Here is a 19871-nt window from a genome sequence, read left to right on the forward strand (position 1 = left end):
CGCGCACCGTCAGGTGCGCTGCCGGGCCCAAGGGCAACGGCCCGCAGGCGCCAGCCAGGGGCCTGTTGCCCGCGGGAGCGCTGCCTGTCAGACCAGCCGTGCCGGGATCAGTCCGCGCAGGGAATTACCCATATGAATGGCTTTTGCGTCCTTCAGGTCCTGCAGTTCCAGAACAGCCTCCTGGCACTCCCCCCGCTCCAGCAGAACCTGCCGCAGGATGCCCGGCAGCAGGCCGCAGGAAAGCGGCGGCGTCACCATCCGGCCATCGGCACGGGTCACGAAGAGATTGGTGATGGTGCCCTCGCAAACCTCGCCGCGCCGGTTCAGGAACAACAACTCGTCCACGCCTTCCGGCAGCGCTGCCCGTGCAGTGTCATAGAGCGCGCGGCGGGTGGTCTTGTGCTGCAGCCAGATATCCCCGGCCTCCAGCCGGGTCTCCGCGATGCCGAGGCGCCATTCAGACGGGTTGTTTCCCAGCGGTGCCGTGGTCAGCTCCAATTGGCCAGCCGCATCCAGCGTCAGGCGGCAGCGCAGCCGCGCATCTCCGGCGGCCTCAGCCAGAACCGCCTGCGCCTGGGCCGCATCAAAGGGAATGCCAAAAGCTGCCGCGCTGCGCTCCATCCGGGCCAGATGCGGCTGCAGATGCCGGAATCCTTCGCCCGGATGCCAGCCCAGCGTCTCGATCAGGCGGAAAGCGGGATCGTTCTGGACGGCGTCACGCGGGCGAACCGGGCTTTCCATAGCGCTTCCTCATATTCGGAGTCTGCGGTGCTGTCCCAGACCACGCCGCCGCCCACGTTGAGCGTCGCGCGGCCCTCTTCCAGCATCAGCGTGCGGATTGCCACGTTGAACTCGGACGCGCCGTCTGGCGCCGCCCAGCCGATGGTGCCGCAATAGATGTCGCGCGCCCAGGGTTCCAGCTCCGCCAGGATCTCCATCGACCGGATCTTGGGCGCGCCGGTGATCGAGCCGCAGGGGAACAGCGCCGCAAAGATCTCTGCCAGTCCGGCATCACGCCGCAATTTCGCGCGCACCAGCGACACCATCTGATGCACCGTGGCATAGCTTTCGACCGCAAACAGCTCCGGCACATGCACCGAGCCTGTTTGCGCCACGCGGCTGATGTCATTGCGCAGCAGGTCGACGATCATCAGGTTCTCGGCGCGGTTCTTCTCGTCCTGGCGCAGGAAGTCGCGGCGGCGGGCGTCCTCGACGGGATCGTCGCTGCGCGGCTGGGTGCCTTTCATCGGGCGGGTTTCGATCACGCCCTCGGCGTCGGTGCGGAAGAACAGCTCCGGCGAGCGCGACAACAGGTCCGGCAGCCCGTCCTGCTGGACCAGAACGCCGTGGCCCACCGCCTGTTTGGCCTGCAAGGCAGCATAAAGTTCTTCGGCAGTGCCGTAGGCATCTGCATCAATCGGGAAAGTCAGGTTGGCCTGATAGATGTCGCCCTTGCCGATATTGCGTTTCACTTCGGCAAAGGCCTCGGTGTAGCGCTCCTGGCCCCAACGAGGAGTAATACCTTCAAGACCCGCTTCGTCCCCCCTCGGCCGGGTGTTACCCTCGGTGTTTTGCGGCAGCGGTTCTTCATAAACCCCGAAGCAGATCAGCGGCAGCCGCCGCTCCTGCGGCATCCTCGCCGCCAGTTTCGGTTCCAGCGCATAGCCCAGTTCATAGGACGCATAGCCCGCCAGCCAGTGCCCGGCGTCCCGCGCCGCATCCAGCGCCGCCAGCGCAGCAGGCACCTCTTCCGACCCGTCCGCACGGATCATGCGCAGCGGCTGGTCAAAGCATGTGCCGGCCCCCTTGGGGCCCCGGTCAAAGCGAATCCGCACTGAAAAAGTCTCCGCGAGTTTCTTGCCCCCACATATATCTGTTCGCTATGCGAACAAAAGGGGTGGATGCGGCATTTCCAATTCCGTTTCCGATACCCCTTGAACCTTTCGGCGCGGTCCCTATAACGCAGGACAATTTGGGCGCACGCCAGCGCCCGTGATTCAAAGCTGCCCGCGCGTCAACCAAAGGAATATGGCCATGCCCAAGAGAACGGACATCCAGTCGATCATGATCATCGGAGCCGGTCCGATCGTCATCGGGCAGGCCTGCGAGTTTGACTACTCCGGCGCCCAGGCCTGCAAGGCCCTGCGCGAAGAGGGCTACCGGGTCATTCTGGTGAACTCGAACCCGGCCACCATCATGACCGACCCGGGCCTGGCGGATGCCACCTATATCGAGCCGATCACGCCCGAGGTCGTCGCCAAGATCATCGAGAAAGAGCGCCCCGACGCACTGCTGCCCACCATGGGCGGGCAGACCGGCCTCAACACCTCGCTGGCGCTGGAAGAGATGGGCGTCCTGGAAAAGTTCGGCGTTGAGATGATCGGCGCCAAGCGCGACGCCATCGAAATGGCCGAAGACCGCAAGCTGTTCCGCGAAGCGATGGACCGGCTCGGCATCGAAAACCCCAAGGCCACCATCGTCACCGCGCCCAAGCGGGAAAACGGCACCGCCGACCTGGATGAAGGCGTCCGCATCGCGCTGGAAGCGCTGGACGAGATCGGCCTGCCCGCGATCATCCGCCCCGCCTTCACCCTCGGCGGCACCGGCGGCGGCGTGGCTTATAACCGCGACGACTACATCCACTTCTGCCGCTCCGGCATGGATGCCTCGCCGGTGAACCAGATCCTGGTGGATGAAAGCCTGCTGGGCTGGAAGGAATACGAGATGGAAGTGGTCCGCGACAAGGCGGACAACGCGATCATCGTCTGCTCCATCGAAAACGTCGACCCGATGGGCGTGCACACCGGCGACTCGATCACCGTGGCGCCGGCGCTGACGCTGACCGACAAAGAATACCAGATCATGCGCACCCACTCGATCAACGTGCTGCGCGAGATCGGCGTCGAGACCGGCGGCTCCAACGTGCAGTGGGCGGTGAACCCCGCCGACGGCCGCATGGTGGTGATCGAAATGAACCCGCGGGTGTCGCGCTCCTCCGCCCTGGCCTCCAAGGCGACCGGCTTCCCGATTGCCAAGATCGCGGCCAAGCTGGCGGTCGGCTACACCCTAGATGAGCTGGACAACGACATCACCAAGGTGACGCCCGCATCGTTCGAGCCGACCATCGACTATGTCGTCACCAAGATCCCGAAATTCGCCTTCGAGAAATTCCCAGGGAGCGAGCCCTACCTGACCACCGCAATGAAATCCGTGGGTGAGGCGATGGCGATCGGCCGCACCATCCATGAATCGCTGCAAAAGGCGCTGGCCTCGATGGAATCGGGCCTGACCGGCTTTGACGAAGTCGCCATCGACGGCGTCGGCGCCGGCGCGTGGGAACCCGCAGGCGACAAGGCCGCGGTGATCAAGGCGATCGGCCAGCAGACCCCCGACCGGATGCGCACCATCGCACAGGCGATGCGCCACGGCCTCAGCGACGACGAGATCCAGGCGGTCACCAAGTTCGACCCCTGGTTCCTGGCCCGCATCCGCGAGATCGTCGAGGCCGAGGCGGAAATCCGCGCGGGCGGCCTGCCGTCGGACGCAGCCGGCCTGCGCGCGCTCAAGATGCTGGGCTTCACCGACGCCCGCCTCGCCAAGCTGACCGGCCAGAAGGAAGCAGACGTCCGCAAGGCCCGCCGCGCGGCCGGCGTCAACGCCGTGTTCAAGCGGATCGACACCTGCGCCGCCGAGTTCGAGGCGCAGACGCCCTACATGTATTCGACCTACGAGGCCCCGGCCTTTGGCGATGTGGAATGCGAGGCGCGCCCGTCGGACAAGAAGAAAGTCGTCATCCTCGGCGGCGGCCCCAACCGGATCGGCCAGGGCATCGAGTTCGACTACTGCTGCTGCCACGCCTGCTTTGCGCTGACCGATGCGGGCTATGAAACCATCATGATCAACTGCAACCCGGAAACGGTGTCGACCGACTATGACACCTCGGACCGGCTGTATTTCGAACCGCTGACGTTCGAGCACGTGATGGAGATCCTGCGCGTCGAGCAGGACAACGGCACCCTGCACGGCGTCATCGTGCAGTTCGGCGGCCAGACCCCGCTGAAACTGGCGAACGCGCTGGAGGCTGAGGGCATCCCGATCCTGGGCACCTCCCCCGACGCCATCGACCTGGCCGAGGACCGCGAGCGCTTCCAGGCGCTGGTCAACCAACTGGGCCTGAAGCAGCCGAAGAACGGCATCGCCTCCACCGACGAACAGGCGCTTGAAATCGCAGGCGAAATCGGCTTCCCGCTGGTGATCCGCCCGTCCTATGTCCTGGGCGGCCGGGCGATGGAAATCGTCCGCGACATGGACCAGCTGAAGCGCTACATCGCCGAGGCGGTGGTGGTTTCCGGCGACAGCCCGGTGCTGCTCGACAGCTACCTGGCCGGCGCGGTGGAGCTGGACGTGGACGCGCTCTGCGACGGCAAGAACGTGCATGTGACCGGCATCATGCAGCACATCGAAGAGGCCGGCGTGCACTCCGGCGACAGTGCCTGCTCGCTGCCGCCCTACTCGCTCGGCAAGGACGTGATCGAGGAGATCAAGGCGCAGACCAACGCCCTGGCGCTGGCGCTGAACGTGGTCGGCCTGATGAACGTGCAGTTCGCAATCAAGGCCAACGAAAACGGCGAAGAGGAGATCTTCCTGATTGAGGTGAACCCGCGCGCGTCGCGCACCGTGCCGTTTGTCGCCAAGGCCACCGACAGCGCCATCGCCTCCATCGCCGCCCGCGTGATGGCCGGCGAGCCGCTCACCAACTTCCCGATGCGCCCGCCCTACGGCCCCGATGCCGGCTATGACGTCAACACCCCGATCGCCGACCCGATGACCCTGGCCGACCCGGACATGCCCTGGTTCTCGGTCAAGGAAGCGGTGCTGCCGTTTGCCCGCTTCCCGGGCGTCGACACCATCCTGGGCCCGGAAATGCGCTCCACCGGCGAAGTCATGGGCTGGGACCGCTCCTTTGCCCGCGCCTTCCTCAAGGCGCAGATGGGCGCCGGCATGGTGCTGCCGTCCAAGGGCCGCGCCTTCATCTCGATCAAGGACGCCGACAAGGGCAAACTGATGCTGGAAGCGGCGCAGATCCTGGTGGAACAGGGCTTTACCCTGGTCGCCACCCGCGGCACCCAGTCCTGGCTCGACAGCCAGGGCGTCGCCTGCGACCTGGTCAACAAGGTCTATGAAGGCCGCCCCCACGTGATCGACATGCTGAAGGACGGCGACGTCCAGCTGCTGATGAACACCACCGAGGGCGCGCAAGCCGTTGAGGACAGCAAGGAAATGCGCTCCGTCGCGCTTTATGACAAGATCCCCTACTTCACCACCGCGGCCGGTTCCAACGCCGCCGCCCGCGCCATCAAAGCGCAGGCCGAAGGGGATGTCGAGGTGAAGTCTCTGCAAGGCTAAGCCCTGCGCTGACGCCCTGCCGTCACGGATTGAAACAGGAAAGCCCCGGAACTTCCGGGGCTTTTTTGCTGTGCGGTGCGGCCCTGACGCCGGAAACGGAAACAGCCCCGAAGGGAACAGAGCGGGGCTGTTTCGCATTCTGATGCCGCGCTCCGGCAGCAACAGTATCTGTGCGCGGACCGGCCTCAGCCCGCCTGGCGGATCAGCGCCTGCAGCTCATGCCCCAGGGGCGCTGCCAGCGACACGCCCTTGCCGCCCATCCGCGCCTTGGAGGAAATCACCGACACCAGCTGCGGCAGCCGCCCGGGCCGGGTCTGCAGCACCGGCGAGCCGGAGGCCCCGAAATCAACCCGGCAGCTGGTCACGACCGAGGATTGCCGGGCCGCGATCACATGGCAGGCGCTTTGCAGCCGGGGCGAGGTGGCATTGCTGTGCGAATAGGACATCACGTCCACCCGTTCACCCTTTTCCGGCGCCGCGGCCAGCGACAGCGGCCGCACCAGATCGCCGCTGATCGCCCGGTCCAGCCGCAGCACGGCAATATCAGTGCCGGTCTGGAACTGGCCGGTCCGGCCGTGCCGGTAGCCGGGGTGGATGACCGCCTTGGCGACCCGCCGCGCGGCCTTGGACTGGCGGCCGTTGAGACCGGCCTCGAAGGTGATGCTGCGCGGGCTCACCGCCCGGCCATGGCGGATATCATACATGCAGTGCGCGGCAGTCAGCACCAAGTCCGGCGCAATCAAAGTGGCGGTGCACATGGCCCGGCCGCCGATGTTGAGACGGCCCACCGCCTCCCAGCCAGTCACCCCCTGCACAGCGCCCTGCCCGCCTGCGGCTGCGGCGCTGCATCCGATGGCGATAGCGGCGGCAATTCCAAGTAATCGTCTCATGACTCACACTCCATGTTCCCACACCGCCATGTTCGGTGAGTCCTGAGGCTGGAATGCGGCCTGCTGCGGTGCCGCGCTGGCAGAAAGATGCGCAGAATGAGACAGGCTTAACAGAGTGTTAACAGGCGCCCGTTTCGCCGCGGCAGCGGCGCGGAAACCCCTTATTTACTTAACGGACGCGCTCAATTTTCGGAAAAACCATATAAAAACAACGGAAAATCCTTCCCGTTCCGTTAGGAAAGAAATTCAGGATTTTCGCTGGTTTTACGGCGCAAGCGGACATCGCCGGTAACTTCACGATCCAATTGCGGCGGAAATGAGCCTTAACAAATGGCTAAACACCGGCGCCCGGCTCCGCCCAATTGTTTAACCGCAGCCCGCAGCTTTGGGGAGAACAGGCGGGAACCGGCTCACCCGGCGCCTTGCGAAACCCGCGGCTTGCCCCCGCAAACGGCGCGCGGCACAACTGAAAATCCCGCTCCCTCGCAAATGGACCCCGTGCATGCGCCTCACCCTGATCCTGACCGCCCTTCTGGCCGTTGCCGCCTGCGATGTGCCGCTGATACCGCTGATTTGAAGCAAAAAAGCCCCGGCATCTGCCGGGGCCTCGCTTAACTTTCCTCGGGCGCACACGCCCCGCTTATTTCTGCGACACCCGCTTGTGCACCTCTTCGGCGCTTTCCACCCGCTCCGAATAGCGGTCCACCAGGTAATCCTTGCGGCCGCGCACCAGCCAGGTGAACTTCACCAGCTCTTCCATCACATCCACCAGGCGGCGGTAGAACGGGCCTTCGGGCAGGCGCGCGCCCTCTTCGAATTCCAGCCAGGCCTTGGGGATCGAGCTTTGGTTCGGGATCGTCACCATCCGCATCCAGCGGCCCAGGATGCGCATCTGGTTGACCGCGTTGAAGCTTTGCGACCCGCCCGACACCTGCATCACCGCCAGCGTCTTGCCCTGGGTGGTGCGGATGCCGCCCTGCAGGGACAGGGGCAGCCAGTCGATCTGCAGCTTCATGATGCCGGTCATCGCGCCGTGGCGCTCCGGGCTGGACCAGACCATGCCCTCGGACCAGACCGCCAGATCGCGCAGCTCCGCCACCTTGGGATGCTCCGCCGCGCCCGCATCATCCGGCAGCGGCAGGCCGGAGGGATCGAAGATCCGCGTCTCGCAGCCCAGGGCGCGCAGCACCCGCGCCGCCTCCTCCGCCGCCTTGCGGGAGTAGCTCACCGCGCGCAGGCTGCCGTAAAGCAGCAGGATGCGCGGCGGGTGGCGCGGATCATCCGGCGCCGCCAGCATGTCCACGTCAACCGGATGCAGCTGATCCGCCGCAATTCCGGGCAGATCGCTCAGGTCGGGGCTGTCAGGCACTTTCTTCTTCCAGATGCAGTTTCATATCCAGCAGCACCTGCTGCAGCAGCACCGTCTCGCGCAGCAGCCGCTTGGCCTCATTGACGGTGATGATGCCGTCTTCCATCGCGGCCTGGTATTCGCACATCAGCTGGGCAAACCGCTGGCTGAGGGCAATCACATCCGAATTGACGCCGCCGCTGCGGCCGGTTTCCTCGGCGCTGCCGTTGCCATTGTAGGACAGGGTGATGTTCTTCAGGTCCGCCAGCGCCGATGTCACATGCGGAAAGGACGACGCGCTTTCCAGCTTGGCCACCGCATCCACCGGCATGAACCGGTCCGCGTGTTCGGCGTTATCCGAATAATAGCGCCCCAGCGTCGCCTTGGATTTCCCGGTGATCTGGCAGGCGGCTTCAATGCCCACATCCTTGACCAGCGCTTCCGTGTGCTTCTTCAGATACGTCCCGATTTCAGCCATATGCATCCTACCTGGCGTGACCGCCGCCCCCGGTTAGGGGAACGAAGCGGTTAATTTCCCATGTCCGAGTTGTAGAGGAATTGCGATACCTTATCCATCCCTCAGGTTTTCAGGGATTTAGCTAGTGACATGATGCGATTGGCATCGGTTGTCCAGCGAAGCAGGCGGGTGAGTGACGTCCTGCTTTCAGGGTAATTGGTCTGCCCGGTACTTGCGCTCTCCGGGGCATCTGGCGTTGGCCGTCAAAGGGGTTTTGTTCCGCCCCGGCCGCGCCTGCCCCGGGAGCCTTCCTGTTGCCGAATGCAACCAGGCCCGCACTTCCCGCACGAATCCGGTTTTCCCTGCCCGGCAGGGCGGCTAAACCCGCCGCCATGGCCAAGCTCTATTTCAATTACTCCACCATGAACGCGGGCAAGTCGACGGTGCTGCTGCAGGCCTCGCACAACTACCGCGAAAACCGCATGGACACCTACCTGCTGACCGCGCGGCTGGATGACCGGGCCGGCAGCGGCAGGATCGCGTCGCGCATCGGCATCGGCGAGGACGCGGACATGTTTGCCGCGGGCGACGACCTCTATGCCCGCATTGAACAGCGCCTGGCCCGCGGCCCGCTGGCCGCAATTTTTGTCGATGAGGCGCAGTTTCTGGAGCCTCAGCAGGTCTGGCAGCTGGCCCGCGTGGTCGATGACCTGCGGGTGCCGGTGCTGGCTTACGGGCTGCGCGTGGATTTCCAGGGCAACCTGTTCCCCGGCTCCGCCACCCTCTTGGCGCTGGCCGATGAGATGCGCGAGGTGCGCACCATCTGCCACTGCGGCAAGAAGGCCACCATGGTGGTGCGCCAGGACGAGCAGGGCCGGGTGATGACCGAGGGCGACCAGGTGCAGATCGGCGGCAATGAGACCTATGTCTCGCTCTGCCGCCGCCACTGGCGCGAGGCCACCGGCGACACCCCGAAAGACAGAACAGCCGCCCTCTAGGGCGGCTGCGTCTTTCCGGTTGGCGGATCAGCCGGGATTACACCCGGTTCGGCAGCGCCTCGCCCGCCAGATAGGCGGCGACATTGTCCAGCGCCATATGGCCCATGTTGCTGCGCACCTCCTCGGTGGCGGTGCCCAGATGCGGCAGCAGGGTGGCGTTATCCAGATCGATCAGCGCCTGCGGCACCTTGGGCTCGAACTCATAGACGTCCAGACCCGCGCCGCCGATGCGGCGGTTTTGCAGCGCGTCGATCAGCGCCGCCTCCTCCACCACTTCGCCGCGGGCGATGTTGATCAGATGCGCATGCGGCTGCATCGCGTTCAGCACCTCGGCGTTGATCAGATGCGTGGTTTCGGCCCCGCCCGGCACCGCCACCACCAGGAAATCCACCTCGCCCGCCATGGCAATCAGGCTTTCGGCGCGGTCGGCGGGGAAGTCCAGATCCTTGGGGGAGCGCGCCACATAGGACACATCCATGCCGAACCCGAAATGGCAGCGCCGCGCAATCGCCTGGCCGATCCGGCCCATGCCGGCGATGCCGACGCGCTTTCCGGTGGCGTGCAGGCCCAGCATCTGGGTCGGGTGCCAGCCCTCCCAATCGCCCTTGCGCAGCATCCGCTCTCCCTCGGAGGCGCGGCGCGCCGACATCAGGATCAGCGTCATCGCGATATCGGCGGTGGCATCGGTCACCGCGCCCGGCGTGTTGGTCACCTCGACACCCGCCGCCCGCGCAGCCTCGACGTCGATATGGTTGTAGCCGACGCCAAAGTTGGCCAGCAGCTTGCAGCGGGGCGTGCCCGCCTTGGCAAAGATCTCCGCCGTGAACCGGTCGCCCAGCGTCGGCACCACGATGTCGAACTCGGACAATGCGCGCAGCATCTCCGCCTCGCTCATCACCGCATTGGTCTCGCGGATTTCCAGATCAGCAAAGGCTTCCCGCGCCCGTGCCGTGACTGCTGCCGTCATCGGCCGCGCAATCCAGATTTTCATTTCAGTGCATCCTCCCGCCCAGCGGGACCTTTCCGTCAGGCCCGGCCAGGAATATCTCTCCGTTTTCATCCGGCAGGCCCAGAACCAGGATCTCTGACATGAACTTGCCGATCTGCCGCGGCGGGAAGTTTACGACGGCCAGAACCTGCTTGCCCACCAGCGTTTCCGGCATGTAATGCGCCGTAATCTGCGCTGAGCTCTTTTTTACGCCGATTTCAGGCCCGAAATCGACCCAGAGCTTGATTGCCGGCTTGCGCGCCTCGGGAAACGGCTCCGCACGGACCACTTCGCCGACGCGGATGTCGACCTTCATGAAGTCATCAAAGCTGATCTCAGCCACGCGACAGCTCCTTGGAGCGGTTGGTGGCCGCGGCAACGGCACGGTTCAGGAGCGCCGGGAAACCTTCGTCATCATCCATCAGCACTTCCAAAGCTGCCTGGGTGGTGCCGTTGGGGCTGGTCACATTGATGCGCAGCTGCCCGGGGCTTTCCTCTGCCGCCTCCGCCAGCGCACCGGCACCGCCCACGGTTGCCTTGGCCAGCTTCATCGCCAGCTCCGCAGGCAGCCCCTGCGCCTCGCCCGCGGCGGCCAGCGTTTCGATCAGGTGGAACACATAGGCGGGACCGGAGCCGCTGACGCCGGTGACGGCATCCATCTGCCCCTCGTTTTCCAGCCGCACAACCTGGCCCACGGCCTGCAGCAGCCCCTCGGCGCGGTCCAGATCCGCATCGCCCGCATGGGCATTGCCGATGATCGCGGTAATGCCCCGGCCCACGGCGGCCGGCGTGTTCGGCATCGCGCGGACAATCGGCGACTGCGCGCCCAGAACATCCTCAAAAGTTGCGATCGAGGTGCCCGCGGCTACGGAAATAAACAATGTGGAACCATTGCCGTAGCTCTGCAGCGTCGGCAGTGCTTCGCCCATCATCTGCGGTTTCACCGCGATCAGCACGATTCCCGGCGCCGCGGGCAGCTCAGCGTTGATGTGAACGCCGGTGCCCTTCAGCCAGTCCGACGGGTTCGGGTCGATCACCCAGACCGAGGATGCGGGCAATCCGCCCTCCAGCCATCCGGCCAGCATCGCCGATCCCATCTTGCCACAGCCCAGCAGCACCAGGCCGCGTGCAGCAATATCCTGCATATCCATCTTAAGCCCCTCCCCTTGGTGTCAGGTTCAGGGCTCAGGTTTACGCCCGGCCGTAAGCCTCTGCAATGGCGACCTGCATCGCATCCTGCGGGCTGCGCTGGCCCCAGACCGCCAGCTGGATCGCCGGGTAGTAGCGCTCTGCATTGGCCACCGCGGCGTTCAGCATCGCGTCGATCTGCTGCGGGCTGGCCATCTGGCCGCCGGACAGCATCAGCCCGTAACGGAACAGCATCAGCTTGTGATCCTCCCAGTAGGTGAAGGAGCCTTCCCAGCACTGGTCGTTCATCCGGTTGATCAGCTCGTAAAGCCGCGGCAGCTCTGCCTCCGGCGGCTCCATTTCGAAGCTGCAAACCAGCCGCAGGCATTCCTCATAGCCCGACCAGGCCAGCGTCAGCGAATAGGTGCGCCACTGCCCTTCCACCGACATGGCGATCTGATCGTCCCCGACCCTGTCGAAATCCCAATCATGGTGCGACGCCAAAGTCTCAACGATGTCGATCGGATGGACGTCTTCTTCCAGGTGAAGCTCGGATAGTGCCATGATGCCACCTCTCTGATTGCCTAGCTAACCGGGCACAGCGGCACCCTATAGCTGGTTTTTTGTGCTATGGGCCGGGGAGGCATCCCCGCTCCCATACTAGATATGGTGGGCCTGAATTGATGTTCTGGCAACCTTTATTTTGGGGATATCTGCAATAACTTGTGGATGAACTATCCACAGACCCCCAAATGCCGGCATCGCGACTATGGGGCGGGCAAACCCAAAGGTAAACCCCGGACGGCCTTGGGCGGCCCCGGAAATTGCGGTCTCTGAAAGCCTGCGCAGCCCGCCTCAGGACGGTTCCGCCAGCTCCGCATCCAGTGCGTCAAAAGAGACAGGCCAGAAATCCGACAGGAAGCCCACCGCCTCCTGCTCCGAGATCTCCGACCGGTTGCCTGCGCTGTCATAGGCCCGGCCCATGGTATAGCGCAGCGCGGTGCCGTCCCCGTCTGGCGTCAGATGGTAGGTTTCAGGCAATTCAATGCCGTCGCGGCCCGGATCCTTGATCCGGGTCGAGAAATACTCGAACGGCTGCCAGTCGGTGACGCGGTAGACAAACTCCGCCAGGGAATGGCCGCAGTGGTAGACAGACCCGGCCCCTAGGCGGCCGTCCGGATTGTCCATCTCCATGGTGCTGACCTGATCCATCCATCGCAGTTTGAATTCGGGCGCGGTCAGCGCCTCCCAGACCAGCTGCGGCGAGGCCTTGAACCGGCGCCGGTAGGTCCAGATCCCATCCGCCTCCTCCAGGAAATCCCGCTCCTGCCCGGCCCGGAACCGGTCCCAGGCGCGGGCCAGGTCATAGACCTGCATGGACACGTCGCCGAAATGCTCGAACGGCTGCGAATAGGGCTCCATCGCCGCCTGCAGCTGCATCGCCTCTACCGCCGCATCGCTGAACAGCGCATAGCTGCGCACGCCGGTTTCCGCCGCCGCCTCTGTCTTGGTCATCCGGTGCACCAGGATCACGTCGGCGCCGGACAGATCCTTGACCGGCCCCACCTGCATCTCGTCAAAGGCGCCGTAGTGGACGATCACCTTCAGATCCAGCCCGCCCGCATTGGCGCAGGCGCGGCAGGGACAGGTGGTGTTGGCAACGATATCCTGCCGCCGGGCGGCAAAGGCATTATAGAGGTTCTCGCAGAAGGTGAGCAGCAGATCGCCGGAGACCAGCTCAGCCCGGGTCGAATAGGCCAGCACCGCGTCGCCTTCCAGCTTCCAGAAGTGCAGCGGCTCGCCGACCTGCTCCGCCACCGCCTGCAGCAGCGACTGCAGGATCGGGTTGGCATGGTCCAGCTCCGACGAGGTCAGGAATTGCGTGTACCCGGAAATATCCGCAATCAGCATATAGCCGTTTTGTGCCGTCATCGTATCTGCCCCCTGCAATTCACACATGGGCGCCGCACGGCTGCCCCGGGGCAAGTATAGCAGAACACATCACAAATTGCGCATAGTAGACGGATTGGCGCCGCCAAGGCTGCCAGGCGCAGCCCGGCCGGCCCTGGCCGGGCCGGCTGAAAGTTCAGCGGAAGGCCGGCCCGTGCGCCCAGACCGTCAGCGACTTGCGCTCGCCGCGGGTGACCGGTGTCACCTGATGCAGCAGGAAGCTGGGGAACACCGTGGCGCTGCCCTGCACCCGGCTGGCCGCCACCACATGGGCGCCCGGCATGATTTCCAGGTCGCCGCCGTCATAGGAGCCGGGCTTGCTCAACTGCACCACCAGGCTCAGCTTGCGCTTGCCCGCCACCGGCCCGTCGCCGATGTCGGAATGCCAGGCAAAATGACCGCCGTCCTTGGCCTTGTAGCTGGCCGCCTGCGGGCTTTCGGCAAACTCGCGCAGGTCGAACCCGAACCGCTCCTTGTTGGCGCGGCGCACCACAGAGATCAGCCGGTCCATCACCCAGCCGGTGCCCGGCACATCGTCCAGCCACACCACGCTGCCCCGGCGCAGGTTGTGATCCCGGGTCTGCCCGACCAGCAGCGCCTCGCTGTCCGGCGCCTCTTCCGCCTTGCGGATGATTTCCGCGCACTCCTGAGTGCTGAACGCCCCCGGCACCGTATAGACAGACACCATGCTGTGATCCCTCTGATGAAGCTGAGGCAGCATGTACCGCGCGGCCTGCAAACCGCTGCGCAGTTTTCGACCACACGGGCGGAAAGCGACCTGTTTTTGCGTCCGGCCCGGCAAGGCAGCCATGCGCGGAATGCAGACCGTCCCTGCGGGCGGTCAGCCAGCCACCGCCCAAGACGTCCAGGACACGAAAAAGCCCGCCGCAGCATCACGCCGCGGCAGGCTCTGTTTCACCGCAGGGCCGGCAACCCGCCCGCCAGCGCCTTGGCTTACTTCTGCGCCGCCTCCAGCGCGTCCAGCCGCGCCTTCAGCGCCTCGTTCTCCTCGCGCGCCTTCTGCGCCATCGCGCGCACCGCGTCGAATTCCTCGCGGGTGACGAAATCGCGGTCGGCCAGCCAGCGGTCGATCATGCTTTTCATCGCGGTTTCCGCCTCGTCCTTGGCGCCCTGGGCCACGCCCATCGCATTGGTCATCAGCTGCGAAATATCGTCCAGGATCTTATTGCGGGTCTGCATGTTCTTCTCCGTCTCGGGGTCAGCACCTATATGGGCAAGCGGGCGACCGGCTGCAAGCCGTTGACTTCCCCCAAAGAGCAGAGGCATTCAGACGCACATGCAGGCCATGATCCAATTCCCCGACCTCTCGCCCGAGATCTTCTCGATCGCCATCGGCAGTTTCGAATTCGCCCTGCGCTGGTATGCGCTGGCCTATATCGCGGGCATCGTCATCGCCTGGCGGCTCGCCGTCGCGGCGCTGCGCCGCCCCGCGCTGTGGCCCGCCGGGCAGCCGCCGATGAAACCGCAGCAGGTGGAGGATCTGCTGACCTGGATCATCATCGGTGTGATCGCGGGAGGGCGCCTCGGCTTCGTGCTGTTCTACCAGCCGGCCTACTACCTGGCGCACCCGGGCGAGATCCTGAAGATCTGGCAGGGCGGCATGGCCTTTCACGGCGGGTTGATCGGCGTGGTTCTGGCCACCCTGATTTTTGCCGCCCGCCACAACATCCCGAAACTGCAGATCTCCGACCTGGTTGCCCACACGGTGCCGCCGGGGCTGCTGCTGGGGCGGCTTGCGAATTTCGTCAACGCCGAGCTTTGGGGCCGCCCGACGGACCTGCCCTGGGGCGTGGCCTTCCCCGGCCAGGCGGCGCAGGACTGCGGCCAGGCGCTGGGAGAGCTTTGCGCCCGCCACCCGTCGCAGCTCTATGAAGCGCTGATGGAGGGGCTGATCCTTGGCGCCGTGCTTCTCTATCTCGCCTGGCGCCGGAACGCCTTCCACACCCCGGGCCGCCTCTTGGGCGTGTTCCTGGCGGGCTACGGGCTTGCGCGGTTCATTGTCGAGTTTTTCCGCCAGCCGGACGCCCAGTTCGTCACCCACGGCAACCCGCTGGGGCTGGCCTGGCACATCGACGGCATCGGCCTCACCCAGGGCCAGGCGCTGTCGCTGCCGATGATCGCGGTCGGCCTCTGGTTCCTGATCCGCGCCCGCCACGCGGCCCGGAGCACGGCATGAGCCTCAGCGACCACCTCGCCGCCCGCATCCGCGCCGATGGCCCGATGTCCGTCGCCGACTACATGGCGGACTGCCTGCTGCACCCGCAGTTCGGCTATTACACCACCCGCGACCCGCTGGGCGCCAAGGGCGATTTCATCACCGCGCCGGAAATCAGCCAGATGTTCGGCGAGCTGATCGGCCTCGCGCTGGCGCAGGCCTGGCTCGACCAAGGGTCGCCTGCGCCTTTCACGCTGGCGGAGCTCGGCCCCGGCCGCGGCACCCTGATGGCGGACCTGTTGCGCGCCACCCGCGGCGTGCCCGGCTTCCACGCCGCCATGCAGATCCATCTGGTCGAGGCCTCGCCAACCCTGCGCGCGGCCCAGGCCAAGGCGCTGGAGGGCTACGCGCCGCAATGGCTCGACACGGCGGACACCCTGCCCGCCCAGCCGCTGTTCCTGGTGGCAAACGAGTTTTTCGACGCCCTGCCCATCCGCCAGTTCATCCGCACAGGCGGCCACTGGAGCGAAAGACGCATCGGCCTCGCGGACGGCGCGCTTGCCTTCGGCCTCAGCCCCGCCGCGCCGCAGCCCGCGCTGGCGCACCGGCTGCAGGACACAAGCGAGGGCGATCTGGTCGAACTCTGCGAACCCGCGGTTCCCGTCACCCAGGCCATCGCCGCCCGAATCGCTGCCCATGGCGGCGGCGCCCTGATCGTGGATTACGGCGACTGGCGGGCGCTGGGGGACACCCTGCAGGCCCTGCGCGCGCATGAACCCGCCGGCCCGCTGCAGGATCCCGGCCAGGCCGACCTCACCGCCCATGTGGATTTCGAGGCGCTGGCGATGGCCGCAAAAACCAAGGGTTGCGGCTTCACCCGCCTCACCCCCCAAGGTGTGTTCCTCGAACGGCTGGGCATCACCGACCGCGCCCGCGCCCTGGCCGCCCCGCTGCAGGGCGCGGCGCTGGACTCCCTGATCGCCGCACATCGGCGGTTGACGCACCCGGAGGAAATGGGAAACCTGTTCAAAGTGCTCGGCCTCTACCCGCCTCAGGCCGCCCCTTTGCCAGGATTGAACCCATGACGCTTGAAATTCTCACGTCCGATCTGCTTGGCCCGGTGCGGCACGGGTTCTTCACCCGCAGGGGCGGCGCGTCCTCCGGCATCTACCGGGGTCTGAACTGCGGCCTCGGCTCCACCGACCAGCGCGAGGCGGTGCAGATCAACCGCAACCGCGTGGCCGCCGCGATGGAGGTGCCGCCGGAGAACCTGAGCGCGGTGCATCAGGTCCACAGCGCCGATGTGCAGGTGGTGACGGAACCCTCGCAGGACCGGCCGCAGGCGGACGCAATGGTCACCAATGTGCCCGGACTGGCACTGTCGATCCTGACCGCCGACTGCCAGCCGGTGCTGTTCTGCGACCCTGAAGCGGGCGTCATCGGCGCCGCCCACGCGGGCTGGCGCGGCACGCTGGACGGGGTGCTGGAAGCCACTTTGGAGGCGATGGAAGGCCTCGGCGCGCGGCGCGAAAACACCGCCGCGGTGATCGGCCCGACGATTTCCCAGCGCGCCTATGAGGTCGGCCCGGAGTTCTTCGAGGACTTCATGATGCAGGACGACGGCTATGCCCGCTTCTTTGCCAACGGCGAGGGCGACCGCTACCTGTTCGACCTGCCCGGCCTCGGCCTGCACAAGCTGCGCCAGGCCGGTATCGGCGCCGCGGAATGGAGCCGCTACTGCACCTATTCCGACCCGGAGAAATTCTTCTCCTACCGCCGCGCCACCCACGCCAAGGAGGCCGACTACGGCCGCCTGATCTCCTGCATCCGGCTTTAAGGCCCCGTTAACCAGCGCAATTGTGGCGGTTTTGAATAAATTCCGCCGCATTCCCGGCAGCCGTCCCGGCACCGGCACGCAGCGGTCCCGCATTTCCCTTTGAAATCAGCCGCTTGGAAAAGGCCCCGCATCATTCGCGGCGGGACAGTTCTATGCGCCGCCGGGGCGCAAAATGCCCCCGCCACGCCATAATCAGGGCGCAAAGATTACCCATAAAAAGGTCAGACCAGCAAGAACAGCAAGAACAGCAGCCGCCCGGCGTCAGGGTGCAGTTGCCGGGCGAAGGACAGACCTGATTATGAAAATGAACAAGCGCTTCATTGCCTCCATCATCCGCTCCGCCAAGAGCGAAGCCGCCCCCCTGCCCTGGGCTGCCGCCCGGCGCGGCGCGGGCCGGGCGCGCAGCGGCGCCGCAATGCGGAAACTGGGTTAACGCCGGGGACGGATGCCCCGGCAGCGGCACCCCCTGGTGCAGCCGCGCCAGCCCGGCCTGCCGCCTAAGGGGCATCCAACCGGCCTTGTCAGATGCCATGCGGCGGCGGCTCCGGCGCGCCGCCCCGCATTAACCAGTTTGCTTCAGATTTTTTGACAATTCGAATTAAATCCTGCCAATTAGGGCGCATACATATCGTTCAAGCACGTCTGTGTTGCCGGTGGGGGCCGATGCATGCGGGCAGTTTGAAAGGAGAGGTCTGCTGTCATGACCATCCCCCAGTCGCTGCAGCGCGCTGCAGCCAACGCCGTCGAGGCCACTGCGATCCTGCAGGATCCCGCTGCGCTGCGCAGCGCCAGCAAGCCGCAGCTGCGCCGCTATGAGGTCAGCTGCCTGCTGCCCGGCGGCGCCATCGCCGAAACCCGCCACATCGCCCCGGCCCTGCCGCTGTTCGAAAACGCCTTCTGCGCGTTTTCCCGCGGCTCGCTGGTGGACACCGCAAGCGGCCCCATCGCGGTCGAGGACCTGCTGCCCGGCGACGAAATCCTGACCGGGGACGGCGGCAGCCAGCCGCTGGTCTGGGTCGGCCGCACCTGCGTGCTGCCCGGGCGCGCCGGCGGCAGCCCCCGAAGCTGCAGCCTGACCAGTTTCATGGCCGACAGCCTGGGCCTGCAAAAGCCCGCCGCCAGCCTGGTGGCCGGCCCTGCCGCACGGCTGCTGCGCACACCGCCGCACATGCAGGGCAGCGGCAGCAGCAAGCTGCTGACCCTGGCATCGGAATTCCAGGACGGCATGAGCATTTTCGAGACCGCACCGCCGGCGCCTGTCGACCTCTACCACCTCTGCCTGCCGCGCCATGCAGTGATCACGGTGGCCGGCCTGCCGTTTGAATCCTACCACCCGGGGCCGGACGCGCTGAAGCTGGCAAGCTATGCGATCAAGACGCTGTTCCTGAACCTGTTTGCCCATACCGACAGCATCCAGGGCTTCGGCCCGCTGGCGCACCCCCGGGCCGACAGCATCAGCCGCCCCGGGCCGGCAATCCTGTAATCCGGGACCGGCGGCCCCCTCATCGGGCCGCTGCGGCCGCTCAGTTCATGCCGCGGACGTAGCGCACCAGCTGGTCGGCGTTGAAGTGCTCCTCTTCGATGATCGCCTTCATCAGGTCGCCGATCGACACGATCCCGGCCAGCTGCCCGTCCTTCAGAACCGGCAGATGCCGCACCCGCTTCTTGCTCATCAGGGCCATGCAGGCCTCGGCGCTCTGGCCGGGGTCGACGCAGGTGAAATCAGTGGCCATGACATCCGCCAGCGGTGTCGCGGGCGAGGTCTTGCCCGCCAGGAAGACATTGCGGGTATAGTGCCGTTCGGTGAAGATGCCGGCCAGCTCCCCGCCGGACACCACCAGCACCGAGCCAACGTCATGCTCTGCCATCAGCTCCAGGGCATCGACCACCATGGCCTCGGGCGGAAGCGTGTGGAGCGTCTTGCCCTTGCCATCAAGAATTTGCTGAACAATTGCCATCGCCGCACCTCCAGTCGGCGGAACAACGGCCGGCTCAAACCGATTGCACCGGCAAGCCCCGCCTTACCAGCATCCCGGGTTTCCCCGTTCTGTCAATGACTTGGATCAAGATGCGGGGCATCAGCCCGCGGAACGGGCAGCCTGCCGGCGGCGGCTTCGGCTCAGGCCTCGCGCGCCAGCCGCTCCTCCAGCACCTCAAACGGCACTCCGGGCTCATCCTTGGCGCCGCGGATCACCAGCGAGGTCTTGACGCTGGCCACATTCGGGGTGGTCAGCAGATCGCCGGTCAGGAAGCTCTGGAAGGTGCTGAGGTCGGGGGAGACGCATTTCAGGATGAAATCCACCTCGCCGTTCAGCATGTGGCACTCGCGCACCAGCGGCCAGCTGCGGCATTTCTCCTCAAAGGCGCTCAGCTCCGCCTCGGCCTGGCTCTCCAGCCCCACCATGGCAAAGACCTGCACCTCGAACCCCAGCTCGCGCGCGTTCACATCCGCGTGGTAGCCGTGAATCAGACCGGCCTCCTCCAGCGCCCGCACCCGGCGCAGGCAGGGCGGAGCGGAAATGCCGACCCGCTTGGCCAGCTCCACGTTGGTCATCCGCCCATCGGCCTGAAGCTCCGACAAAATCTTGCGATCAATCGGATCAAGACGGGTTGTGACCATGCCGGAAACTCCTGTGAACTTTGCGTTTCTTATAGCACCGCCGCCGGGCTGCGCAATATTGTTTCATCGCCGC

21 protein-coding genes are annotated in these 19871 nt (G+C 65.7%); 7 read left to right on the forward strand and 14 right to left on the reverse strand.

Annotated elements, in window-relative coordinates; translation table 11 throughout:
• Positions 1–87: 87 nt before the first annotated feature.
• Together LHL23_RS06885 and LHL23_RS06890 are read right to left on the reverse strand one after the other, a co-directional pair.
• Positions 88–741, reverse strand: coding sequence for an aminotransferase class IV family protein (locus tag LHL23_RS06885; RefSeq protein WP_226429284.1), 654 nt, complete (start codon positions 739–741; stop codon positions 88–90).
• On the reverse strand, positions 684–1835 hold the full coding sequence (locus LHL23_RS06890; RefSeq protein ID WP_226429285.1) for an aminodeoxychorismate synthase component I: 1152 nt from the start codon (positions 1833–1835) through the stop codon (positions 684–686). The genes LHL23_RS06885 and LHL23_RS06890 overlap by 58 nt, the downstream gene beginning before the upstream one ends.
• 199 nt (positions 1836–2034) lie before the next feature.
• Here LHL23_RS06890 and carB point away from each other — a divergent pair, with 199 nt between their 5' ends.
• Positions 2035–5406, forward strand: a complete 3372-nt coding sequence (gene carB / locus LHL23_RS06895; RefSeq protein ID WP_226429286.1) for a carbamoyl-phosphate synthase large subunit — start codon at positions 2035–2037, stop codon at positions 5404–5406.
• A 185-nt stretch (positions 5407–5591) separates the two neighbouring features.
• Here the strand turns inward: carB and LHL23_RS06900 are convergent, their stop codons facing one another.
• The 3 genes from LHL23_RS06900 to LHL23_RS06910 all read right to left on the reverse strand — a co-directional run bounded on the left by LHL23_RS06900 (position 5592) and on the right by LHL23_RS06910 (position 8122).
• A complete protein-coding gene (locus tag LHL23_RS06900) occupies positions 5592–6296 on the reverse strand; it encodes a trypsin-like serine peptidase (protein WP_226429287.1) in 705 nt (234 codons plus the stop codon).
• 640 nt (positions 6297–6936) lie between these two features.
• On the reverse strand, positions 6937–7665 hold the full coding sequence (gene arsH, locus LHL23_RS06905) for an arsenical resistance protein ArsH (protein WP_226429288.1): 729 nt from the start codon (positions 7663–7665) through the stop codon (positions 6937–6939).
• Positions 7658–8122 carry a hypothetical protein gene (locus LHL23_RS06910; protein ID WP_222478034.1) on the reverse strand — a complete coding sequence of 155 codons (465 nt, stop codon included), beginning with the start codon at positions 8120–8122 and terminating at the stop codon, positions 7658–7660. The genes arsH and LHL23_RS06910 overlap by 8 nt, the downstream gene beginning before the upstream one ends.
• 371 nt (positions 8123–8493) lie before the next feature.
• On the opposite strand from LHL23_RS06910, the gene LHL23_RS06915 reads away from it, so the two are divergent.
• Complete coding sequence (locus tag LHL23_RS06915; RefSeq protein ID WP_222478032.1) at positions 8494–9099, forward strand: thymidine kinase; 606 nt, start codon at positions 8494–8496, stop codon at positions 9097–9099.
• 37 nt (positions 9100–9136) lie between these two features.
• On the opposite strand, the gene LHL23_RS06920 is transcribed toward LHL23_RS06915, so the two are convergent.
• From LHL23_RS06920 to LHL23_RS06950, 7 genes are all read right to left on the reverse strand, one after another.
• Positions 9137–10090, reverse strand: a complete 954-nt coding sequence (locus LHL23_RS06920; RefSeq protein WP_226429289.1) for a 2-hydroxyacid dehydrogenase — start codon at positions 10088–10090, stop codon at positions 9137–9139.
• A gap of 1 nt (position 10091) precedes the next feature.
• Positions 10092–10430, reverse strand: coding sequence for a tRNA-binding protein (locus LHL23_RS06925; RefSeq protein ID WP_226429290.1), 339 nt, complete (start codon positions 10428–10430; stop codon positions 10092–10094).
• A complete protein-coding gene (proC, locus tag LHL23_RS06930) occupies positions 10423–11238 on the reverse strand; it encodes a pyrroline-5-carboxylate reductase (protein WP_226429291.1) in 816 nt (271 codons plus the stop codon). The genes LHL23_RS06925 and proC overlap by 8 nt, the downstream gene beginning before the upstream one ends.
• Before the next feature lie 40 nt (positions 11239–11278).
• Positions 11279–11779, reverse strand: a complete 501-nt coding sequence (locus tag LHL23_RS06935) for a YbjN domain-containing protein (protein WP_222478024.1) — start codon at positions 11777–11779, stop codon at positions 11279–11281.
• 291 nt (positions 11780–12070) lie between these two features.
• Positions 12071–13147, reverse strand: a complete 1077-nt coding sequence (locus tag LHL23_RS06940) for a DUF2652 domain-containing protein (RefSeq protein WP_226429292.1) — start codon at positions 13145–13147, stop codon at positions 12071–12073.
• 154 nt (positions 13148–13301) lie between these two features.
• Positions 13302–13853 carry a 2OG-Fe(II) oxygenase gene (locus tag LHL23_RS06945; protein ID WP_226429307.1) on the reverse strand — a complete coding sequence of 184 codons (552 nt, stop codon included), beginning with the start codon at positions 13851–13853 and terminating at the stop codon, positions 13302–13304.
• 266 nt (positions 13854–14119) lie between these two features.
• Complete coding sequence (locus LHL23_RS06950) at positions 14120–14365, reverse strand: accessory factor UbiK family protein (RefSeq protein ID WP_174146461.1); 246 nt, start codon at positions 14363–14365, stop codon at positions 14120–14122.
• Positions 14366–14462: 97 nt separating this feature from the next.
• On the opposite strand from LHL23_RS06950, the gene lgt reads away from it, so the two are divergent.
• The 5 genes from lgt to LHL23_RS06970 all read left to right on the forward strand — a co-directional run bounded on the left by lgt (position 14463) and on the right by LHL23_RS06970 (position 18661).
• A complete protein-coding gene (gene lgt, locus LHL23_RS06955) occupies positions 14463–15362 on the forward strand; it encodes a prolipoprotein diacylglyceryl transferase (protein ID WP_226429293.1) in 900 nt (299 codons plus the stop codon).
• On the forward strand, positions 15359–16426 hold the full coding sequence (locus LHL23_RS06960; RefSeq protein ID WP_226429294.1) for a class I SAM-dependent methyltransferase: 1068 nt from the start codon (positions 15359–15361) through the stop codon (positions 16424–16426). The genes lgt and LHL23_RS06960 overlap by 4 nt, the downstream gene beginning before the upstream one ends.
• Positions 16423–17178: a peptidoglycan editing factor PgeF gene (gene pgeF / locus LHL23_RS06965; RefSeq protein ID WP_226429295.1), complete on the forward strand. Its 756-nt coding sequence runs from the start codon at positions 16423–16425 to the stop codon at positions 17176–17178. Before LHL23_RS06960 ends, pgeF begins: the two co-directional genes overlap by 4 nt.
• Positions 17179–17476: 298 nt before the next feature.
• Positions 17477–17611 (forward strand): hypothetical protein, encoded by a 135-nt coding sequence (locus tag LHL23_RS23480; protein WP_264181169.1) that lies wholly within the window; start codon positions 17477–17479, stop codon positions 17609–17611.
• 267 nt (positions 17612–17878) lie between these two features.
• Positions 17879–18661 (forward strand): Hint domain-containing protein, encoded by a 783-nt coding sequence (locus LHL23_RS06970; protein WP_226429296.1) that lies wholly within the window; start codon positions 17879–17881, stop codon positions 18659–18661.
• A gap of 40 nt (positions 18662–18701) precedes the next feature.
• Here the strand turns inward: LHL23_RS06970 and LHL23_RS06975 are convergent, their stop codons facing one another.
• Complete coding sequence (locus tag LHL23_RS06975) at positions 18702–19136, reverse strand: CBS domain-containing protein (RefSeq protein WP_222478012.1); 435 nt, start codon at positions 19134–19136, stop codon at positions 18702–18704.
• A gap of 161 nt (positions 19137–19297) precedes the next feature.
• Positions 19298–19798: an Lrp/AsnC family transcriptional regulator gene (locus LHL23_RS06980; protein ID WP_174146456.1), complete on the reverse strand. Its 501-nt coding sequence runs from the start codon at positions 19796–19798 to the stop codon at positions 19298–19300.
• Positions 19799–19871: the final 73 nt, after the last annotated feature.

The sequence above is a fragment of the Leisingera sp. McT4-56 genome (assembly GCF_020514995.1).
Classification (GTDB): Bacteria; Pseudomonadota; Alphaproteobacteria; order Rhodobacterales; family Rhodobacteraceae; genus Leisingera; species Leisingera aquaemixtae_A.

Bases quoted from the DNA above. Each gene is read 5' to 3' on its own strand.
- LHL23_RS06900 (WP_226429287.1), bottom strand. From the start codon at position 6,296: ATGAGACGATTACTTGGAATTGCCGCCGCTATCGCCATCGGATGCAGC.
- LHL23_RS06960 (WP_226429294.1), top strand. From the start codon at position 15,359: ATGAGCCTCAGCGACCACCTCGCCGCCCGCATCCGCGCCGATGGCCCG.
- LHL23_RS06920 (WP_226429289.1), bottom strand. From the start codon at position 10,090: ATGAAAATCTGGATTGCGCGGCCGATGACGGCAGCAGTCACGGCACGG.
- LHL23_RS23480 (WP_264181169.1), top strand. From the start codon at position 17,477: ATGAAAATGAACAAGCGCTTCATTGCCTCCATCATCCGCTCCGCCAAG.
- LHL23_RS06975 (WP_222478012.1), bottom strand. From the start codon at position 19,136: ATGGCAATTGTTCAGCAAATTCTTGATGGCAAGGGCAAGACGCTCCAC.
- LHL23_RS06935 (WP_222478024.1), bottom strand. From the start codon at position 11,779: ATGGCACTATCCGAGCTTCACCTGGAAGAAGACGTCCATCCGATCGAC.
- LHL23_RS06910 (WP_222478034.1), bottom strand. From the start codon at position 8,122: ATGGCTGAAATCGGGACGTATCTGAAGAAGCACACGGAAGCGCTGGTC.
- LHL23_RS06945 (WP_226429307.1), bottom strand. From the start codon at position 13,853: ATGGTGTCTGTCTATACGGTGCCGGGGGCGTTCAGCACTCAGGAGTGC.
- pgeF (WP_226429295.1), top strand. From the start codon at position 16,423: ATGACGCTTGAAATTCTCACGTCCGATCTGCTTGGCCCGGTGCGGCAC.
- carB (WP_226429286.1), top strand. From the start codon at position 2,035: ATGCCCAAGAGAACGGACATCCAGTCGATCATGATCATCGGAGCCGGT.
- LHL23_RS06970 (WP_226429296.1), top strand. From the start codon at position 17,879: ATGACCATCCCCCAGTCGCTGCAGCGCGCTGCAGCCAACGCCGTCGAG.
- LHL23_RS06915 (WP_222478032.1), top strand. From the start codon at position 8,494: ATGGCCAAGCTCTATTTCAATTACTCCACCATGAACGCGGGCAAGTCG.
- lgt (WP_226429293.1), top strand. From the start codon at position 14,463: ATGCAGGCCATGATCCAATTCCCCGACCTCTCGCCCGAGATCTTCTCG.
- LHL23_RS06980 (WP_174146456.1), bottom strand. From the start codon at position 19,798: ATGGTCACAACCCGTCTTGATCCGATTGATCGCAAGATTTTGTCGGAG.
- LHL23_RS06940 (WP_226429292.1), bottom strand. From the start codon at position 13,147: ATGACGGCACAAAACGGCTATATGCTGATTGCGGATATTTCCGGGTAC.
- LHL23_RS06885 (WP_226429284.1), bottom strand. From the start codon at position 741: ATGGAAAGCCCGGTTCGCCCGCGTGACGCCGTCCAGAACGATCCCGCT.
- proC (WP_226429291.1), bottom strand. From the start codon at position 11,238: ATGGATATGCAGGATATTGCTGCACGCGGCCTGGTGCTGCTGGGCTGT.
- LHL23_RS06950 (WP_174146461.1), bottom strand. From the start codon at position 14,365: ATGCAGACCCGCAATAAGATCCTGGACGATATTTCGCAGCTGATGACC.